A 16,095-nucleotide genomic window follows, 5' to 3' on the forward strand; every position below is an offset into this window, starting at 1 on the left:
NCCCATCGCCGTCAGCATCGCGCAGAGGTCGGCGATCTCGGGTTCCTGCGCGGCGTTGTCGATCACGGTCGTGCCCTTGGCGAGGACGCCGGCCATGAGGAGGTTCTCGGTGGCGCCGACGCTCGGGAAGTCCAGCCAGATCGACGCCCCCTGCAGCCGACCCGAGCAGCGCGCCACCAGCGCGCCGCCCTCGACGTCCACCAGCGCCCCGAGCTTGGCCAGCCCGTTGACGTGGATGTCGAGCGCCCGCGAGCCGATCGCGTCCCCCCCGGGCAGGGCCACCCGTGCCTCCCCGCAGCGGGCGACCAGCGGCCCGAGCACCGCCACCGACGCCCGGATCCGCCGCACGAGTTCCCCGTCGGCCGAGAACCCCGGCTTCTCGGGAACGTCGATGGTCAGCCGGCCGCCGCCGACGTCCCGTTCGACCACTGCCCCGAGTCCGACCAGCACCTCGGACATCACCGTGACGTCGAGGATGTCGGGAACGGCGGTCAGGGTCGTGCGACCGGCGGCCAGCAGGCTCGCGGCCATCAGTTTGAGAACCGAGTTCTTCGCGCCCGGGACGGCGACCTCGCCGACCAGCCGGGTGCCGCCTGTCACGACGAAGCGCTCCACGGACCTCGATGCTAGGTCCTGCGACAAAGATCTTCATCGGCACCCACCGGATTGACCCCCACCACCCTGCGCGCTCGCCTCATCCCGATCCGTCCGTCACCACCACGGACACCCCGTCATGAGCCCGGACGAACGGCTTCCACGTCCTGCTCATCGGCTCGGCGGGCGGTGGCGGGTCCGCCTGGCGTCGGCTCGCCCCCGCGATCGTCGGCGCGGCGCCCCCCGCGTTGCGGCGCGTTGTGCACGCTTGCGGGAGCCAGACCGGGCAGAACGCACCGCAACCGATCTCACGGGGCACCTCGCCGGCGGGGACGAGGGGCGCGCCGCTCCCTAGAGTGGGGGCATGGCGGTACACCTCACCCGGATCTACACCCGCACCGGGGACGACGGCACGACGGCGCTGGGCGACATGTCCCGGGTGGCGAAGACGGATCCGCGGCTGGCCGCCTACGCCGACGTCGACGAGGCGAACGCGGCGATCGGCGTGGCGCTCGCCCTCGGGGGGCTCGCCGACGACGTGCGGGCGGTGCTCGGGCAGATCCAGAACGACCTGTTCGACGTCGGCGCGGACCTGTGCACGCCGGTCGTGGCCGAGCCGGCCTATCCCCCGCTGCGGATCACCGCGGCGTACGTGGACAGGCTGGAGGAGGCGTGCGACCGCTTCAACGCCGACCTGCCGAAGCTCGACTCGTTCATCCTGCCCGGCGGCACCCCGGGCGCCGCCCTGCTGCACACCGCCCGCACCGTGGCCCGCCGCGCCGAGCGTTCCGTCTGGGCCCTGCTCGACGCCGAGCCCGAGCGCACCGGCCCGCTGCCCGCCAAGTACCTCAACCGCCTGTCGGACCTGCTGTTCATCCTCGCCCGGGTGGCGAACCCGCAGGGGGATGTGCTGTGGCGCCCGGGCGCGCACGCCTGACAGGTCGGCCCGGTGGAGCCAGGCACATACCGGAGGGTCGACAGTCCAGTCAACCGAATTGTAGACTGGCGATCATGAGTACGACGGTGCGCGTGAGTGATCGGACGCGGCAGCGGGTCGCGGCCATGGCCGCGTCCACCGGTCAGCAGATGCAGACCATCATCGACTCCGCCGTCGAGGCCTACGAGCGCGAGCTGTTCTGGCGCGGGTTCGAGCAGGGCTACGACCAGCTCGCCGACGACCCGGCCGGCTGGGACGACCTCGACGCCGAGCGCTCGGCCGAGTCGCCGGCCCTGCGGGACGGGTTGGACGGGTTGGACGGGCCGGAGTGATCTCGCCTCGCCGCGGCGAGGTATGGATGGTCGACTTCGGCGAGCCGATCGGCCACGAGCAGGGACTGCGCCGGCCGGCGGTGGTCGTGTCCGCGGATCGGCTCAACCGCAGCCGCGCGGGCCTGTCCATCGTCGTTCCCGTCACCAGGACCCGGCGGGGTCTGCCCTCCCACGTCGAGCTCGCGCCCGGCGGCACGGGCCTGCACCAGACGAGCTTTGCCAAGGTCGAGGACGTCAAGTCGGTGTCGCAGCAGCGGTTCGCCCGCCGCCTCGGCGTCGTCGGCCCCGACCACCTGCTCCGGATGACCGAGGCGCTGAAGTTCCTGCTGGACATGTGACCGCCCGGCGGCCCGCGGCGGCAGGCCCGGGAACGAGCAAGGGCGCGTCCCCCGCGGGGAACGCGCCCGTGACTGCCGGCGTCGACTAGTTGCTCAGCGTGGCCGTCTCGGCCAGGATGCTGACGCCCTGGTGGGTGACGGAGATGAAGCCGCCGTCGACCTGCGCCGAGATCTCCCGGCCGCCGGTCTTGACCCGCACCGTGCCGCCCGGGACCAGCACCCCGAGCAGCGGCACGTGGCCGGGCAGCACGCCGAGATCACCGTCGGTGGTCCGGGNGACGACCATGTCGGCCTCGCCGGACCACACCTCCTGCTCGGGCGAAACGATCGCCACCCGGATCGGCATTACAGGTTCTCCGCGTTCTTCTCCGCGTCCTCGATGCCACCGCACATGAAGAACGCCTGCTCGGGCAGGTGGTCGTAGTCGCCCTGGGAGAGCCGCTTGAACGAGTCGATGGTCTCGTCGAGCGGGACGAACTTGCCGGGGATGTTGGTGAACTGCTCCGCGACGAAGAACGGCTGCGACAGGAACCGCTGGATCCGCCGGGCCCGGTTGACGAGGATCTTGTCCTCTTCCGAGAGCTCGTCGATGCCGAGGATGGCGATGATGTCCTGCAGGTCCTTGTAGCGCTGCAGGATCCGCTGCACCTCGCGGGCCGTGTCGTAGTGCTCCTGGCCCAGGTAGCGGGCGTCGAGGATCCGGGAGTTCGAGTCCAGCGGGCTCACGGCCGGGTAGATGCCCAGGTCGGAGATGGACCGGTCGAGCACCGTCTGGGCGTCGAGGTGGGTGAACGTCGTCGCCGGGGCCGGGTCGGTCAGGTCGTCCGCGGGCACGTAGATGGCCTGCAGCGAGGTGATCGAGTGGCCTCGGGTCGAGGTGATGCGCTCCTGGAGCACGCCCATCTCGTCGGCGAGGGTCGGCTGGTAACCCACGGCGGAGGGCATCCGGCCGAGCAGGGTCGACACCTCGGAGCCGGCCTGGGTGAACCGGAAGATGTTGTCGATGAACAGCAGCACGTCCTGCTTCTGGACGTCCCGGAAGTACTCGGCCATGGTCAGCGCGCCGAGCGCGACCCGCAGCCGGGTGCCGGGCGGCTCGTCCATCTGGCCGAACACCAGCGCGGTGTCCTCGATGACGCCGGCCTCGGTCATCTCCAGGAACAGGTCGTTGCCCTCGCGGGTGCGCTCGCCGACGCCGGCGAACACCGACACGCCACCGAACTCCTTGGCGACGCGGCGGATCATCTCCTGGATGATGACGGTCTTGCCGACCCCGGCACCGCCGAACAGGCCGATCTTCCCACCGCGCACGTACGGGGCGAGCAGGTCGATGACCTTGATCCCGGTGGTGAACATCTCGGTCTTGGACTCGAGCTGGTCGAACGCCGGCGCCTGCCGGTGGATCGACCAGCGCGTCTCGGCGTCGACCTTGTCGACGTCGAGCGGGGTGCCGAGCACGTTGAACACGTGGCCCTTGGTCGCGTCGCCGACGGGCACGGAGATCGGGGCGCCGGTGTCGCGCACGACGGCGCCGCGGACCAGGCCGTCGGTCTGCTGCATGGAGATGGCGCGCACCGTGTTGTCGCCGATGTGCTGGGCGACCTCCAGCGTCAGCGTCAGGGTCTCCCCGCCGATCGTGCGGTCAACCTCGAGGGCCTGGTAGATCTCGGGAAGCTCGTCCGGCGCGAACTCCACGTCGACGACCGGTCCGATGACTCGGGCGACCCGGCCGATCCCCGGGGTCCGGCCCTCCGCCGTGGCCGGCGAGCTGGTGGTGACGGTCATGGCGTCCTCAGTTTCCCTCATTGCCCGTCGCCGCAGCCTCGGGCTAGCCGTTCTCTGGCACCTCCGGCNCCGCCGGCCTGGTGGGCGCGTCCCCGCCCGCCGTCCGCCGGCGCCGTACTTCTACGTTGTGGTCAGTCGGTGTCGTCTCGCCCGGGCACTCGAGGTGAGGTGGGTGCTCGTCCCCCGAAGGTGTCTCACCTCGACGATGNGCCCTCCCGCGTGAGGACGCCCCACTGTCGGTGGTGACCCACGCACCAGTGTCACCCAATGTGTCCGGCGACGCGACGACATGGCGGATGTCCTCGCCAGATCGTGCGCCGCCGGTTCACGTCAGGAGGCCGAAGCCAGGGCGTTGGCGCCACCGACGATCTCGGAGATCTCCTGGGTGATCGCGTCCTGCCGGGCCCGGTTGGCCTGCCGGGAGTAGCTGCGGATGAGGTCCTCGGCGTTGTCCGTCGCGGACTTCATCGCCCGCTGCCGCGCCGCCGACTCCGACGCCGCCGACTCGAGCATCGCCGCGTACAGGCGGCTTTCGACGTACCGGGGCAGCAGCGCGTCGAGGACCGCCTCCGCGGACGGCTCGAACTCGTACTGGGGCAGCGGACCGCCGGCCGGCGGCTCGTTCGTCTCGGTCAGCACCATCGGCAGCAGCCGGCGCGCGACCGGATTCTGCGCGATGGCGGAGACGTACTCGGTGTGGACGACGTGGATCTCGTCGACCCCGCCGTCGGTGGCGTCGGCGACGAACGAGGCGATCAGCGCGTCCGCGACCGACTTGGCGTCGGCGTAGGACGGCTGCTCGGAGAAGCCGGTGTACTCGCCGCTCATCGCCCGGCCGCGGAAGCGGTAGTAGCCCACTCCCTTGCGGCCGATGACGTGCAGCTGCGGCTCCTTGCCCTCCGAGCGCAGCAGCTCGATGAGCTCGTTGGTGCGCCNCAGCGCGTTCGAGCTGTAGCCGCCGGCCAGCCCGCGGTCACTGGTGATCACCACGACCGCGGCCCGGGCGGGCTGGGGTCGCTCGGTGGTCAACGGGTGGCTGATCGTCGTCTGCGACGCCACCGCCTCGATCACCCGGGTGATCTCCTCGGCGTAGGGGCGGGCCGCGGCGACCCGCGCCCGGGCCTTGGCGATCCGGGAGGCCGCGATCAGCTCCATCGCCCTGGTGATCTTCTTCGTCGACTGCACCGAGCGGATGCGCCGCCGGTACTCGCGAAGCTGCCCCGCCACGGATCAGCCCTCGTCGTCGGTGCGTGCCGGAGCCCGGTGGACCGGGATGGACTCCTTGCGGACCGCACTGGGGTCGAGCGGGCTGGCGGCAGCCTCGTTGACCAGCGGCTTGCCGTCGGACAGCGTGAACTGGTTCTTGAACGCCGCGATCGCCGAGTTCAGCTCCTGGATGACGTCGTCGCCGAGCTTGCCGGAGCCGAGGATGGCGTCGTAGATCCCGCGGTGGGACCGGCCGACGTAGTCCAGGAACTCCGACTCGAAGCGCCGGACGTCGGCCACCGGCACGTCGTCGACCTTGCCGGTGGTGCCGGCCCAGATCGACACGACCTGCCGCTCGATCGGGTACGGCTGGTTCTGCGGCTGCTTGAGCAGCTCGACCAGGCGCGCACCGCGGGCGAGCTGGTCACGCGAGGCCTTGTCCAGGTCGGAGCCGAACGCGGAGAACGCCTCCAGCTCGCGGTACTGGGCGAGGTCCAGGCGCAGGCGGCCGGCGACGGACTTCATCGCCTTGGTCTGCGCGCTGCCGCCGACGCGGGACACCGAGGTGCCGACGTTGATGGCGGGGCGGACACCCTGGTTGAACAGGTCCGACTCCAGGAAGATCTGGCCGTCGGTGATCGAGATGACGTTCGTCGGGATGTAGGCCGAGATGTCGCTGGCCTTCGTCTCGATGATCGGCAGCCCCGTCAGCGACCCGCCGCCGAGCTCGTCGGAGAGCTTCGCGCAGCGCTCCANCAGGCGGGAGTGCAGGTAGAACACGTCGCCGGGGTACGCCTCACGGCCNGGCGGACGGCGCAGCAGCAGCGAGATCGCCCGGTACGCCTCGGCCTGCTTGGACAGGTCGTCGAAGACGATCAGCGCGTGCTGGCCGTTGTACATCCAGTGCTGGGCGATCGCGGAACCCGCGTACGGCGCGATGTACTTGAAGCCGGCCGGCTCGTCGGCGGGGGCGGCGACCACCGTGGTGTAGGCCAGCGCACCGGCCTCCTCCAAGGTGTTCACCACCTCGCGGATGGTCGACTTCTTCTGGCCGATCGCCACGTAGACGCACTTGACCTGCTTCGACGGATCGCCGGAGGCCCAGTTGTCCCGCTGGTTGATGATCGTGTCGATGGNGACCGTCGTCTTGCCGGTCTGCCGGTCGCCGATGATGAGCTGGCGCTGGCCGCGGCCGATGGCGGTCATGGCGTCGATCGCCTTGATGCCCGTCTGCAGCGGCTCCTTGACCGGCTGGCGCTGGACGACCGTCGGCGCCTGCAGCTCGAGGGCTCGGGTGCCCTCGGCCTGGATCTCGCCGAGGCCGTCGATCGGCCGGCCGAGCGGGTCGACGACCCGCCCGAGGAAGCCGTCACCGACGGGGACAGCGAGGATCTCGCCGGTGCGGCGGACCTCCTGCCCTTCCTCGATGTGCTCGGCCTCGCCCAGGATGACGGTGCCGATCTCGCCGATCTCGAGGTTCAGNGCGAGGCCCAGCACGCCGCCGGAGAACTCCAGCAGCTCGTTGGTCATCGTGTGGGGAAGACCCTCGACCCGGGCGATGCCGTCACCGGTGACGACGACCCGGCCGACCTCCTCCCGGCCGGCGGAGGTGGCCTGGAAGGAGTCGACGTACTCCCGTAGGGCGTCGCGGATCTCCTCCGGCCGGATGGAGAGCTCAGTCATCGCTTACGTCCTTCGTCGTTCATCGCTGGCAGGGCAGGTCGGCTGGGCGCTGTCACGGTCATGACCGTCACCCGGCTATCGGAGCAGCGCCCGGCGCGCGGCGGCCAGGCGGCGGAGCACGCTGCCGTCGACCACCTCGTCGCCGACCTTCACCACGACCCCGCCCAGGAGCTCGGGATCGAGATCGACCTGAAGTTGGATCTGGCGGCCGAAGTACCGGCTGATCGCCGCGCCCAGGCGGGCGATGACCTCGTCGGTCAACGGCACCGCGGTGCGCACGACCGCGACGACCCGACCCCGGCGGGCCGCGGNGATCCGGCTGAAGTCGGCCAGGCGACGCTCGACGTCACCGTGGATCCGGTCGGCGGCGGCCTGTTGGGCCAACCGCAGGGTGACCGGGTGGGCCCGACCGGACAGCAGCCGGCCCAGCAGCGCGTTCTTGACCGACGCCGGCGCGGCCGGGTCGGTCAGCGCCAGGGCGAGCTGCGGGTTCTGGCCGAGGATCCGGGCGAACCGGAACAGCTCGTCCTCGACCTCCTCCAGCGCGCCGTCCCGCTCCGCCTCGACCAGCAGGGCCTCGACGCTCAGCTCAAGCAGCGCGAACTGCAGGTCGGCCGGCCGGGACCAGCGCGATGAGACCGCGGTCTGCACGATCCGCAGGCTCACCGCGTCGAGCTGGCGGCCGAGCAGCCTGGCCGCCAGCTCCGTGCGCGCCGCCGGGGGGGCTCCCGGATCGGTCAGCGCGCGGCGCACCGTCGGCTCCCGGTGGAGCAGGTCGGCGACGGCCCGCAGGTCGTCGGCAACCCGACTGGCATCCACCGAGGTGACGGCGGCGCCAGGCGGGATCGCCGTGGCCTCGTCGAGGGTCGCCCGTGCGGTGGCGAGCCCGTGCCTGCTGGCTCCCTCCACCGTCAGCCTCCCGACCCCACCGGCGCGGGAGTGCTGCTGCCCGCGCCCTCGGCCGAGTTGTCCAGGGCGGCGATGAAGTCGTCGACGAGCCGGGCCTGGGTGGCGGTGCTCTCCACCTGGTAGCCGACGATCTTCGAGGCGAGATCAATCGCGATCACGCCGACCTCCCGGCGGACCTGAGCCACGATCTGCGCCCGGTCGGCCGCGAGCTGAGCGTCGGCGCGCTCCTTGATCTCGGCGATCTCCCGCTGCGCGGACGCGCGGAGCTCCTCGACGATCTGCCGGCCCTCGGTGTGCGCATCGTCCCGGATGCGCGCGGCCTCGGCCCGGGCCTCGGTGAGCTGNGCCCGGTACTGCTCCAGCAGTGCCTGCGCCTCGCGCTGCGCGGCCTCGGCGCGGGCGATGCCGCCCTCGATGCGCTCGGTGCGCTGCGCGTAGGTCCTGGCGATCTGCGGGCGGATCTTCCAGAAGAAGAAGGCCACCAGCAGCCCGAAGGCCAGGGTGCCGATGAGCAGTTCGCTCAGCGGCGGGATGAGAACGTTCTCGTCGGAATGCCCGCTCTCGCTCGCGGCGAGAAGGATGGCGGCTGATGCGCTCATGGTCGCTGCGCCGGTTTACGGGAAGACGAAGGGAACGACGAAGCCGATAAGCGCGAGCGCCTCGGCGAGGGCGAAGCCGATCAGCATGTACCGGAAGGCGACCTGCTCCGCCTCGGGCTGCCGGGCGATCGCCTGGACGCCGAGACCGAAGATGAGACCGATGCCGATACCCNGGCCGATGGCGGCCAGACCGTAGGCCACGGCGCCGAGGCTCCCGGTCACGGCGTCCTTGGAGGCGAGAACGATCGAGGGGTCCATTACGGTGCTTTTCCTATTCAGTCGGGCACCGGGACTCGGCCGGTGCTGGGGGGAGTGTTCAGAACTAGGCGTGCGCCGCTGCCGGCACGCCCACCGGGGCGTGCTCGGCGAGTTCCTCGGACGGAGCAACCTCGTGCTCTCCGTGCGCCATCGCTCCGCCGATGTAGGCGGCGGTGAGGATGGTGATGATGTACGCCTGGAGGGCATCGATGACGAGCTCGAACGCCGTGAGGACGATCGCCACGAGCAGTGACGCGACGCCGAATACGAAGGGAGGCTTGGGCAGCAGGTAGTCCGCGCCCAGCGAGAAGACCAGCAGCAGGAGGTGACCGGCGAACATNTTCGCGAACAGTCGGATGGCCAGCGTGAACGGCCGGACGATCAGCGTCGACAGGATCTCGATCGGGCCCAGCAGCAGGCGGATCGCCAGCGGCGCGGTGGGCGCCGGGTCGATCATCTCCTTGAAGTACGCACCCGCGCCGTTCGACTTNATGCCGGCGTAGATGAACATCACCCAGGTGACGACGGCGAGGACCATCGGGACCGCGATGCGCGAGGTCGCCGGGAACTGGGCCGCCGGGATGATCGCGAGGACGTTGCTGACCAGCACGAAGCTGAACAGGACCAGCAGGTAGGGCGTGTAGCGCGCGCCCTTCTCCCCGATGACCCCGCGGGCGATCTNCAGATCGACGAAGTCGTACGCGGACTCGCACAGGTTCTGGATCCCGCGAGGTATGATTTTAGCTCGACGGAAACCCAGCCAGAAGATCACCCCGACGAACAGTGCGGCGAAGATCGTAAGCGCGGTGGCCTTGTTGAGGTAGAGATTGACCGAGCCGATCCCGACATCGAACCAGTGCGGAGTCTGGAAGACCTCCTTCGTGGGGCCTTCGAAGCCCTNATCAGCGAGGACCGGCACGACAAACACCTCCATGATCGATTAAGTAGCGCGTCCACGNCTCCGCGAGGTTGCCGTGCCGGCGGCAGATTGCCCCCACCCTACCGGGTTCGCACGACACGCTCACACCGAAGAACGACCTGTAGCCAACCGGCGGCAGCGCTTCGAGGGACACCTCGACAAGCCCAGGCCCTGATGGGTGTCGGCAGGCCGACGTCCTGTTGCCCGCGATACTATCCACACCGGCGCGCCACAGGCACCAACTCGCTTCGAGGTTCACCCCGGTTCAGGTGCGCGTTGTCCGGAGGTTTCGCTCCGTTGATGACGATTCCACATTGCGTGACCACCTCATGACGTCCAGTTCGCACTGACACCCGCCTGCGGGCCGTCGCTCGGCGTGGTGCCGGGACGTGCACGGGCTGCGGTCATCTCGCCACTCCCTCCCGGCGGTCCGCCGCTTGCGCCCACTCTTGCCTATTTCGCCCGCGACGTCGATGACCTGGGAGGTCATGGTTGCGCCGGTGGGACCGGTGCGCGGTCGCCGCGAGTTTTCCCGATGANCGGTGAGATCGCNGCGAATCGGACCGACCGCACCCATGGAACAGCCGGGAATGGTCGGATAGACAGGTCCACGGGCGGGAACGCCGCGGTCCATTCGGAACGGGACGCCCGGGACCATCGGGATGCAACGAACGGGACGACCGGAACGTCCCCACCAACTCCGGCAAAAAAGGGCGAACGACCCTCGACCAACCGGCTAGCGCTGGGTCAGCCGGTAGATGACCAGGTACATGGCGGCGCCCATGCCGACCGCGAGGCCGATGGGCAGGAACAGCGCCCGAAAGCCGAACAGCCGGTCGGCACCAAAGCCCACCAGTCCCCAGAACGCCATCNCGGCGATCAGAGTTCCGAAGACGTTCCACGCCTCGCCTGGGTGNTGCCCGCCCCGGGCGCGCTGCCGGGGCGGACGACCGGACGCGTGCGGGATGCCGGCACCTTCGGGTGATCCACCATCGGGCCCGGGCCGCCGCGCGGCGCCGCCGACCAGCCCCGGGCCGTGCTCGCCGCGCTCGCCGCGCTCGCTGCGCTCGCCGCGTTCGTTCATCGCGTCGGCGGCCGTCGCGCGGGGTCCCAGGCGCCGGGGCGCTCCGGGTCGAAAAACGGCACCCGGGTGTGGGTCGCGACCCAGAGTTCGGCGCCCATCCAGGCGAAGACGCCCCCGAAGATCGACCAGGCGAAGGCCGGCAGGTCGAGCGCCGAGCTGTCCTGGAGCCCCAGCAGCACCACCCCGAGCACCGCGATCTTCAGCGCGTAGGTGCCGAGGGCCGCCGGCAGCAGCAGGTGCGGCGCCCGGCGCGCGACCGCGCCCACCGCCAGCTTGCTGATGGTGAAGAACGCGACGACGATCGCGAGCCCGAGCGCCGCGCTCAGCGCGCCGGTCCCGCCGCGCAGCCCCGCGGAGATCGCCAGGGCGGGCACCGCGAGCGCGAGAGTGAGGAGCAGGCCGAGTCGGATCACCCGGGCCACCGGCACGATCACGCGCGTGCCGACTTCTGCGTACGGACGAGCAGCGCGAGCAGCGCCGCGAGCCCGACCCCGACGGTGGCGACGAGGATCGGCAGGGGGGAGGCGGAGAACGACGCGGCGACACCGCCGAACCCGACCAGAGCCGCCCAGAAATACATGAACAGAACCGCCCTCACGTGCGAATTACCGATCTCCAGCATCCGGTGGTGGAGATGCATCTTGTCGGCCGCGAACGGCGACCGCCCCGCCCGCGTCCGCCGGATGACCGCGAGCCCCAGGTCGAGGAAGGGAACAGCGAGGACGGCCACGGGAATCGCCAGCGGGATCAGCGACGGATACGACCGCGAGGGTCCAGCGTAACCCCCGTAGGCGACCTGCCCGGTGACGGAGATCATCGAGGCGGCGGACAGCAGGCCGATCAGCATGGAGCCGGAGTCGCCCATGAACAGCCGGGNCGGATTGAAGTTGTGCGGCAGGAACCCGACGCACNCCCCGGCGGTGACCGCGGCGAGCAGGGCCGCGGGCGACGCCCGGTAGAAACCGTCGATCACCGCGATCTCGTAGGCGAAGTAGAAGGTCGCCAGTGACGCGATCGCCGCGACGCCGGCGGCGAGCCCGTCGAGCCCGTCGATGAAGTTCATCGCGTTGATCAGCAGGACGGTGGCGAGGATCGACAGCGGGACCGCGGTCTCCGGCCCGAGGCTCAGCGTGGTCTCGCTGTTGCGGTCGATGGCGAACGACCACTGGACGCCGAGCAGCACCATGATGCCGGCGGCGGCGACCTGGCCGGCGAGCTTGGTCAGGGAGTCCAGCTCCCACCGGTCGTCGGCGACGCCGAGCAGGCAGATCAGCGTGCCGGCGATGAGCACGGCCCGCGTCTCCGACCAGTCCTGGGAGACCACCGACAGAAACGGCAGCCGGTCGGCCACCTCCAGCCCGGCGTAGAGGCCGGCGAGCATCGCCAGGCCGCCGAGNCGGGGCGTCGGGATCGCGTGGACGTCGCGGTCACGCACCCCGGCGACGGCGCCGATGCGCATGGCGAAGGTCCGGGCCAGCGGCGTGGCGAGGAACGTCACCGCCGCCGAGACCACGAAGACGAGCAGGTACTCGCGCACCGTCGGGTATCTCCCACTGCCGACCCGGATGTGGTGGAAGGCTGTCGTGCAACGATCTGGCGGACCGATCGGGTGAACGATCCGGTGGTACTGGAGAACTGCCCGCGGCGGCTACCGCGGCTACCGCGGGTAAGCGGGATGCCGTTCGACGAGCGTGGCGACGCCCGCGGCGATGTCCGCGGCGGCGGCGGGATCACGCACCGCCCGGGCGATCAGGGCGGCGATCTCCTTCATCTCGCCCTCCCTCATCCCCTGGGTGGTGACCGCCGGCGTGCCGACCCGGATCCCGGAGGAGATCGCGGGCGGCTGCGGGTCGTAGGGGATCGCGTTCTTGTTCAGGGTGATGCCGGCGGCGTCGCAGCGGGTCTCGGCGTCGCGCCCGCTGACCCCGAGCTCGCGCAGATCGAGCAGCGCGAGGTGGGTGTCGGTGCCCCCGGCGACCGGTCGAATGCCCTCGGCGGCCAGACCCTCGGCCAGCACCTGCGCGTTGNCCACCACCTGGCGAGCGTACTGGGCGTAGGCGGGGGTGGCCGCCTCCCGCAGCGCGACGGCCTTCGCCGCCACCGCGTGCATCAGCGGTCCCCCCTGGCTGAACGGGAACACGGCCTTGTCGATGCGCCCGGCCAGCTCCTCGCGGGCGAGGATCATGCCGCCGCGAGGGCCGCGCAGCACCTTGTGCGTGGTGAAGCTGACGACGTCGGCGTACGGCACGGGGCTGGGGATCGCGCCGCCCGCGACCAGCCCGATGAAGTGCGCCGCGTCCACCATCAGCCACGAGCCGACCTCGTCGGCGATGGACCGGAAGGCCGCGAAGTCGATCAGCCGAGGGTAGGCCGTCGCCCCACAGATGATCATCTTGGGGCGGTGCTGACGGGCGAGGTCACGCACCTGGTCGTAGTCGATGAGCTCGGTGTCCTCGCGCACCCCGTAGGCGACGACGTCGAACCACTTCCCGGAGAAGCTCACCTTGCTGCCGTGGGTGAGGTGACCGCCGTGCGGCAGCGACATCGCCAGCACCGTGTCGCCCGGGGTCAGCAGCGCCGCGTACACGGCGAAGTTCGCCGAGGCGCCCGAATGGGGCTGCAGGTTGGCGTGCTCGGCGCCGAAGAGCTCCTTCGCCCGGGCGATGCCGATCTCCTCGGCCCGGTCGACCACCTGGCAGCCGCCGTAGTACCGCCGGCCGGGATAGCCCTCGGCGTACTTGTTCGACAACGTCGAGCCCAGCGCCGCGAGCACCGCCGGCGAGGTGAGGTTCTCGCTCGCGATGAGCTGCAGGCCCCCGCGCAGCCGGGCCAGCTCGTCGAGCACCACCTCGGCGATGTCCGGATCCGTGCCGGCGAGCTGGTCGAAGTCCGGGCCCCAGAAAGGGGTGCTCATGGCGTACCTACCTCCTGCGCTCGTGCCGCCCGATCGGGACCAATGGTCCTCCGCGCCGGCCCGGCTCTCCACTCGGGCCACCCCAGGACCCGCTCGGGGCCCGGCCGGGCCCGGCCCCGAGCGGGCTCCAGGACCGGTTCACCGGCCGGCAGGTTCCCGCACGAGGGGCAGGACCTCGCGCAACGCGTCGAGGCCGACGGCGCCGCTGCGGACCACGACCGGCACCTCGCCGGTGCAGTCGACGATGGTCGAGGGCACGGCCGCCGGGCACGGACCGCCGTCGAGGTACACCTCGGCGGCACCGCCGAGCTGGTCGACGGCCTCGTCCGCCGTCGTCGCCGGCGGCTGACCGCTGATGTTCGCGCTGGAGACGGCCATCGGCCCGGTGCGACCCAGCAGCTCGATCGCCACCGGGTGCAGCGGCATGNGCACCGCCACGGTGCCCCGGCCCTCACCGAGATCCCAGCGCAGCGACGCCGCGTGCCGGACCACGAGGGTCAGCCCGCCCGGCCAGAACGCCGAGATCAGATCCTTCACCTGCGGGGTCTTGCGGTCGATGAGCCCGTCCAGGGTCCGCCAGGAGCCGACCAGAACCGGGACGGGCATGTTGCGCCCGCGCCCCTTGGCGGCCAGCAGCGCGGCCACCGCGTCCCGGTCGAACGCGTCGGCCCCCAGGCCGTACAACGTGTCGGTGGGCAGCACCACCAGCCCACCGCGGCCCACGGCGGCGACCGCCGCGTCCAGCCCACGGGCCCGCTCGGCCTCGTCGGAACAGTCGAAGCGCTGCATCACCCCTCCTCCCCTGTCGCTCGCTGCCCGGCGCCGGCCCGGCGCCGGCCGGTGACGAACCGGTCCCGCCCGGCCAGGTCGGGATGGTCGGCCACCTCCGCCCACCGCCCGTCGGCCCGCAGCAGGCCCGGTGNGGCGACACCGTGGCCGTCGGCGTGCTCGACGGCGAGCAGGCCCCCGGGGCGCAGCAGCCGGGCCGCCAGGGCGACGACGGCGCGCACCACGTCGAGGCCGTCCGCACCGCCCCACAACGCCCGGGGCGGGTCATGCTCGCCCACCTCGGGCTCCACCTCGTCGCGGTCGGCATCCGGAAGATACGGCGGATTGCTGACGACCAGGTCGACCGACCCGGCGAGCCGGGCCAGCGACGCGATGGGCGGGGCGGTGACGTCGGCCTCGTGCACCGTGACCGGAAGTCCGCTCGCCGCAACGTTACGCCGCAGCCAGCCGAGCGCCGCAGGGTCCACCTCCACGGCGTGCACCCGGGCGCCGGGCACCTCCCCGGCCAGGGACAGCGCGATCGCCCCGGACCCCGCGCAGAGATCCACGCACACCGGGCCGCCGCCCGACACCGAGGGCAGGGCGGCGAGGGCCCAGCCGACGACCGACTCCGTCTCCGGCCGGGGGATGAACACCCCGGGGCCGACGGCGAGGTCAAGATAGCGGAACCCGGCGAGGCCGGTCAGGTGCTGCAGCGGCTCTCGGCGGGCACGCCGGGCCACCAGCTCGTCGAGGCGTTCGGCGGCCGACGGGGGCAGCTCGTCGACGACCACCAGCCGGGCCCGGGAGATCCCCAGGGCGAACGCGGCAAGCTGCTCGGCGTCGGCGCGGGGGCTGGCGACCCCGGCCGACCGCAGCCGTTCGGTGGCCCGTGCGAGCCAGGCCGCGAGCGTCCCGGCGGCCCCGCGGGTCACCGACGGGCCGGTCATGACGCCTGGGCGGCCAGCCGGGCCTCCAGGTCGGCGGCGGCGAGCGCGTCCAGCACCTCGTCGAGCTCGCCGTCGAGCACCTGGTCGAGGTTGTGCGCCTTGTAGCCGACCCGGTGGTCGCTGATCCGGTTCTCGGCGAAGTTGTAGGTACGGACCCGCTCCGAGCGGTCCACGGTGCGCACCTGGCTGGCGCGCGCCAGCGACGCCTCCGCCTCGGCCTTCTCCCGGGCGACGCCGAGCAGCCGCGCGCGCAGGATCCGCAGCGCGGACTCCTTGTTCTGCAGCTGGCTCTTCTCGTTCTGGCAGGACACCACCAGACCGGTCGGGACGTGCGTGATCCGGACCGCCGAGTCGGTGGTGTTCACGCTCTGCCCGCCCGGTCCGGACGAGCGGAAAACGTCGATGCGCAGGTCGTTCGGGTCGATCTCGACGTCGACCTCCTCCGCCTCGGGAAGCACCAGCACCCCGGCCGCGGAGGTGTGGATGCGCCCGGCGGACTCCGTCACCGGCACCCGCTGGACACGGTGCACCCCGCCCTCGAACCGCAGGCGGCCGTACACGCCGTCGCCGGCCGCCGAGCCGCGGGCCTTCACCGCCACGCTGACGTCGCGGTAGCCGCCGAGATCGGACGGGTTGGCGTCGAGGATCTCGGTCTTCCAGCCGCGGCGCTCCGCGTAGCGCAGGTACATCCGCAGCAGGTCGCCGGCGAACAGGGCCGACTCCTCGCCGCCCGCGCCGGCCTTGACCTCCAGGATGGCGTCCCGGGCGTCGTCGGGATCGACCGGGACCAGGTAGGCGCGCAGCCGCTCGTTGAGCCCN

At 71.5% G+C, this 16,095-nt stretch carries 12 protein-coding genes and 22 pseudogenes; 3 read left to right on the plus strand and 31 right to left on the minus strand.

Annotated elements, in window-relative coordinates; genetic code table 11:
- Position 1: 1 nt before the first annotated feature.
- Positions 2–600, minus strand: a pseudogene (locus UK94_RS66255) (UDP-N-acetylglucosamine 1-carboxyvinyltransferase); the annotation flags it as partial.
- A 358-nt stretch (positions 601–958) separates the two neighbouring features.
- On the opposite strand from UK94_RS66255, the gene UK94_RS26375 reads away from it, so the two are divergent.
- The 3 genes from UK94_RS26375 to UK94_RS26385 all read left to right on the plus strand — a co-directional run bounded on the left by UK94_RS26375 (position 959) and on the right by UK94_RS26385 (position 2,201).
- Positions 959–1,531 (plus strand): cob(I)yrinic acid a,c-diamide adenosyltransferase, encoded by a 573-nt coding sequence (locus UK94_RS26375; protein WP_011606987.1) that lies wholly within the window; start codon positions 959–961, stop codon positions 1,529–1,531.
- Between the two features lie 92 nt (positions 1,532–1,623).
- Entirely contained in the window at positions 1,624–1,863 is a 240-nt protein-coding gene (locus tag UK94_RS26380; protein WP_235489987.1) for a hypothetical protein, read from the plus strand.
- Complete coding sequence (locus UK94_RS26385) at positions 1,860–2,201, plus strand: type II toxin-antitoxin system PemK/MazF family toxin (protein ID WP_083866924.1); 342 nt, start codon at positions 1,860–1,862, stop codon at positions 2,199–2,201. The genes UK94_RS26380 and UK94_RS26385 overlap by 4 nt, the downstream gene beginning before the upstream one ends.
- An 85-nt stretch (positions 2,202–2,286) precedes the next feature.
- Here UK94_RS26385 and UK94_RS26390 read toward each other — a convergent pair.
- The 30 genes and pseudogenes from UK94_RS26390 to prfA all read right to left on the minus strand — a co-directional run.
- The coding region (locus UK94_RS26390; protein WP_235489989.1) for a F0F1 ATP synthase subunit epsilon at positions 2,287–2,477 on the minus strand (191 nt) is incomplete at its 5' end.
- A 1-nt stretch (position 2,478) separates the two neighbouring features.
- Positions 2,479–2,547, minus strand: a pseudogene (locus UK94_RS66260) (F0F1 ATP synthase subunit epsilon); the annotation flags it as partial.
- Entirely contained in the window at positions 2,547–3,986 is a 1,440-nt protein-coding gene (gene atpD / locus UK94_RS26395) for a F0F1 ATP synthase subunit beta (RefSeq protein ID WP_041939784.1), read from the minus strand. The gene atpD and the pseudogene UK94_RS66260, both read right to left, overlap by 1 nt.
- A 330-nt stretch (positions 3,987–4,316) precedes the next feature.
- Positions 4,317–4,921 (minus strand): ATP synthase F1 subunit gamma (gene atpG, locus UK94_RS26400; protein ID WP_235489990.1); only part of this gene is annotated, 605 nt, incomplete at its 5' end.
- A 1-nt stretch (position 4,922) separates the two neighbouring features.
- Positions 4,923–5,213, minus strand: a pseudogene (locus tag UK94_RS66265) (F0F1 ATP synthase subunit gamma); the annotation flags it as partial.
- Between the two features lie 3 nt (positions 5,214–5,216).
- Positions 5,217–5,947: pseudogene (locus UK94_RS66270) on the minus strand (F0F1 ATP synthase subunit alpha); the annotation flags it as partial.
- Between the two features lies 1 nt (position 5,948).
- Positions 5,949–5,996, minus strand: a pseudogene (locus tag UK94_RS66275) (hypothetical protein); the annotation flags it as partial.
- 1 nt (position 5,997) lies between these two features.
- Positions 5,998–6,328, minus strand: a pseudogene (locus UK94_RS66280) (F0F1 ATP synthase subunit alpha); the annotation flags it as partial.
- 1 nt (position 6,329) lies between these two features.
- Positions 6,330–6,674 (minus strand): annotated as a pseudogene (locus UK94_RS66285) (F0F1 ATP synthase subunit alpha); the annotation flags it as partial.
- A gap of 1 nt (position 6,675) precedes the next feature.
- Positions 6,676–6,875 (minus strand): annotated as a pseudogene (locus UK94_RS66290) (F0F1 ATP synthase subunit alpha); the annotation flags it as partial.
- A 75-nt stretch (positions 6,876–6,950) separates the two neighbouring features.
- The coding region (locus UK94_RS66295) for a F0F1 ATP synthase subunit delta (protein WP_235489992.1) at positions 6,951–7,186 on the minus strand (236 nt) is incomplete at its 5' end.
- Position 7,187: 1 nt separating this feature from the next.
- Positions 7,188–7,784 (minus strand): annotated as a pseudogene (locus UK94_RS26410) (F0F1 ATP synthase subunit delta); the annotation flags it as partial.
- Positions 7,785–7,786: 2 nt separating this feature from the next.
- Positions 7,787–8,128, minus strand: a pseudogene (locus UK94_RS66300) (F0F1 ATP synthase subunit B); the annotation flags it as partial.
- A 1-nt stretch (position 8,129) separates the two neighbouring features.
- Positions 8,130–8,383 (minus strand): annotated as a pseudogene (locus UK94_RS66305) (F0F1 ATP synthase subunit B); the annotation flags it as partial.
- Positions 8,384–8,398: 15 nt separating this feature from the next.
- A partial coding sequence (locus UK94_RS66310; RefSeq protein WP_235490014.1) for an ATP synthase F0 subunit C occupies positions 8,399–8,555 on the minus strand: 157 nt, incomplete at its 5' end.
- A gap of 1 nt (position 8,556) precedes the next feature.
- Positions 8,557–8,641 (minus strand): annotated as a pseudogene (locus tag UK94_RS66315) (F0F1 ATP synthase subunit C); the annotation flags it as partial.
- Positions 8,642–8,705: 64 nt separating this feature from the next.
- The coding region (locus UK94_RS66320) for a F0F1 ATP synthase subunit A (RefSeq protein ID WP_235489994.1) at positions 8,706–8,981 on the minus strand (276 nt) is incomplete at its 5' end.
- A 1-nt stretch (position 8,982) separates the two neighbouring features.
- Positions 8,983–9,131, minus strand: a pseudogene (locus UK94_RS66325) (F0F1 ATP synthase subunit A); the annotation flags it as partial.
- 1 nt (position 9,132) lies between these two features.
- Positions 9,133–9,322 (minus strand): annotated as a pseudogene (locus UK94_RS66330) (F0F1 ATP synthase subunit A); the annotation flags it as partial.
- A gap of 1 nt (position 9,323) precedes the next feature.
- A pseudogene (locus tag UK94_RS66335) lies at positions 9,324–9,541 on the minus strand (F0F1 ATP synthase subunit A); the annotation flags it as partial.
- Between the two features lie 1,099 nt (positions 9,542–10,640).
- On the minus strand, positions 10,641–11,078 hold the full coding sequence (locus tag UK94_RS26435) for a hypothetical protein (RefSeq protein ID WP_011606999.1): 438 nt from the start codon (positions 11,076–11,078) through the stop codon (positions 10,641–10,643).
- Positions 11,075–11,520, minus strand: a pseudogene (locus UK94_RS75140) (undecaprenyl/decaprenyl-phosphate alpha-N-acetylglucosaminyl 1-phosphate transferase); the annotation flags it as partial. The pseudogene UK94_RS75140 and the gene UK94_RS26435, both read right to left, overlap by 4 nt.
- Before the next feature lie 36 nt (positions 11,521–11,556).
- Positions 11,557–12,040: pseudogene (locus tag UK94_RS66345) on the minus strand (MraY family glycosyltransferase); the annotation flags it as partial.
- Between the two features lie 261 nt (positions 12,041–12,301).
- Positions 12,302–12,671: pseudogene (locus tag UK94_RS66350) on the minus strand (serine hydroxymethyltransferase); the annotation flags it as partial.
- A 1-nt stretch (position 12,672) separates the two neighbouring features.
- A pseudogene (gene glyA / locus UK94_RS26445) lies at positions 12,673–13,558 on the minus strand (serine hydroxymethyltransferase); the annotation flags it as partial.
- Positions 13,559–13,696: 138 nt separating this feature from the next.
- Positions 13,697–13,985: Sua5/YciO/YrdC/YwlC family protein (locus UK94_RS66355; RefSeq protein ID WP_235489996.1), on the minus strand; the 289-nt coding region annotated here is incomplete at its 5' end.
- Position 13,986: 1 nt separating this feature from the next.
- A pseudogene (locus UK94_RS66360) lies at positions 13,987–14,347 on the minus strand (L-threonylcarbamoyladenylate synthase); the annotation flags it as partial.
- Positions 14,347–14,480: pseudogene (locus UK94_RS66365) on the minus strand (peptide chain release factor N(5)-glutamine methyltransferase); the annotation flags it as partial. The pseudogenes UK94_RS66365 and UK94_RS66360, both read right to left, overlap by 1 nt.
- A gap of 1 nt (position 14,481) precedes the next feature.
- Positions 14,482–15,276, minus strand: a pseudogene (gene prmC, locus UK94_RS26455) (peptide chain release factor N(5)-glutamine methyltransferase); the annotation flags it as partial.
- The coding region (gene prfA, locus UK94_RS26460; RefSeq protein WP_235489998.1) for a peptide chain release factor 1 at positions 15,273–16,094 on the minus strand (822 nt) is incomplete at its 5' end. The pseudogene prmC and the gene prfA, both read right to left, overlap by 4 nt.
- Position 16,095 lies beyond the last annotated feature (1 nt).

This window comes from Frankia sp. AvcI1 (assembly GCF_001420875.1).
GTDB classification, from domain to species: Bacteria; Actinomycetota; Actinomycetes; order Frankiales; family Frankiaceae; genus Frankia; species Frankia alni.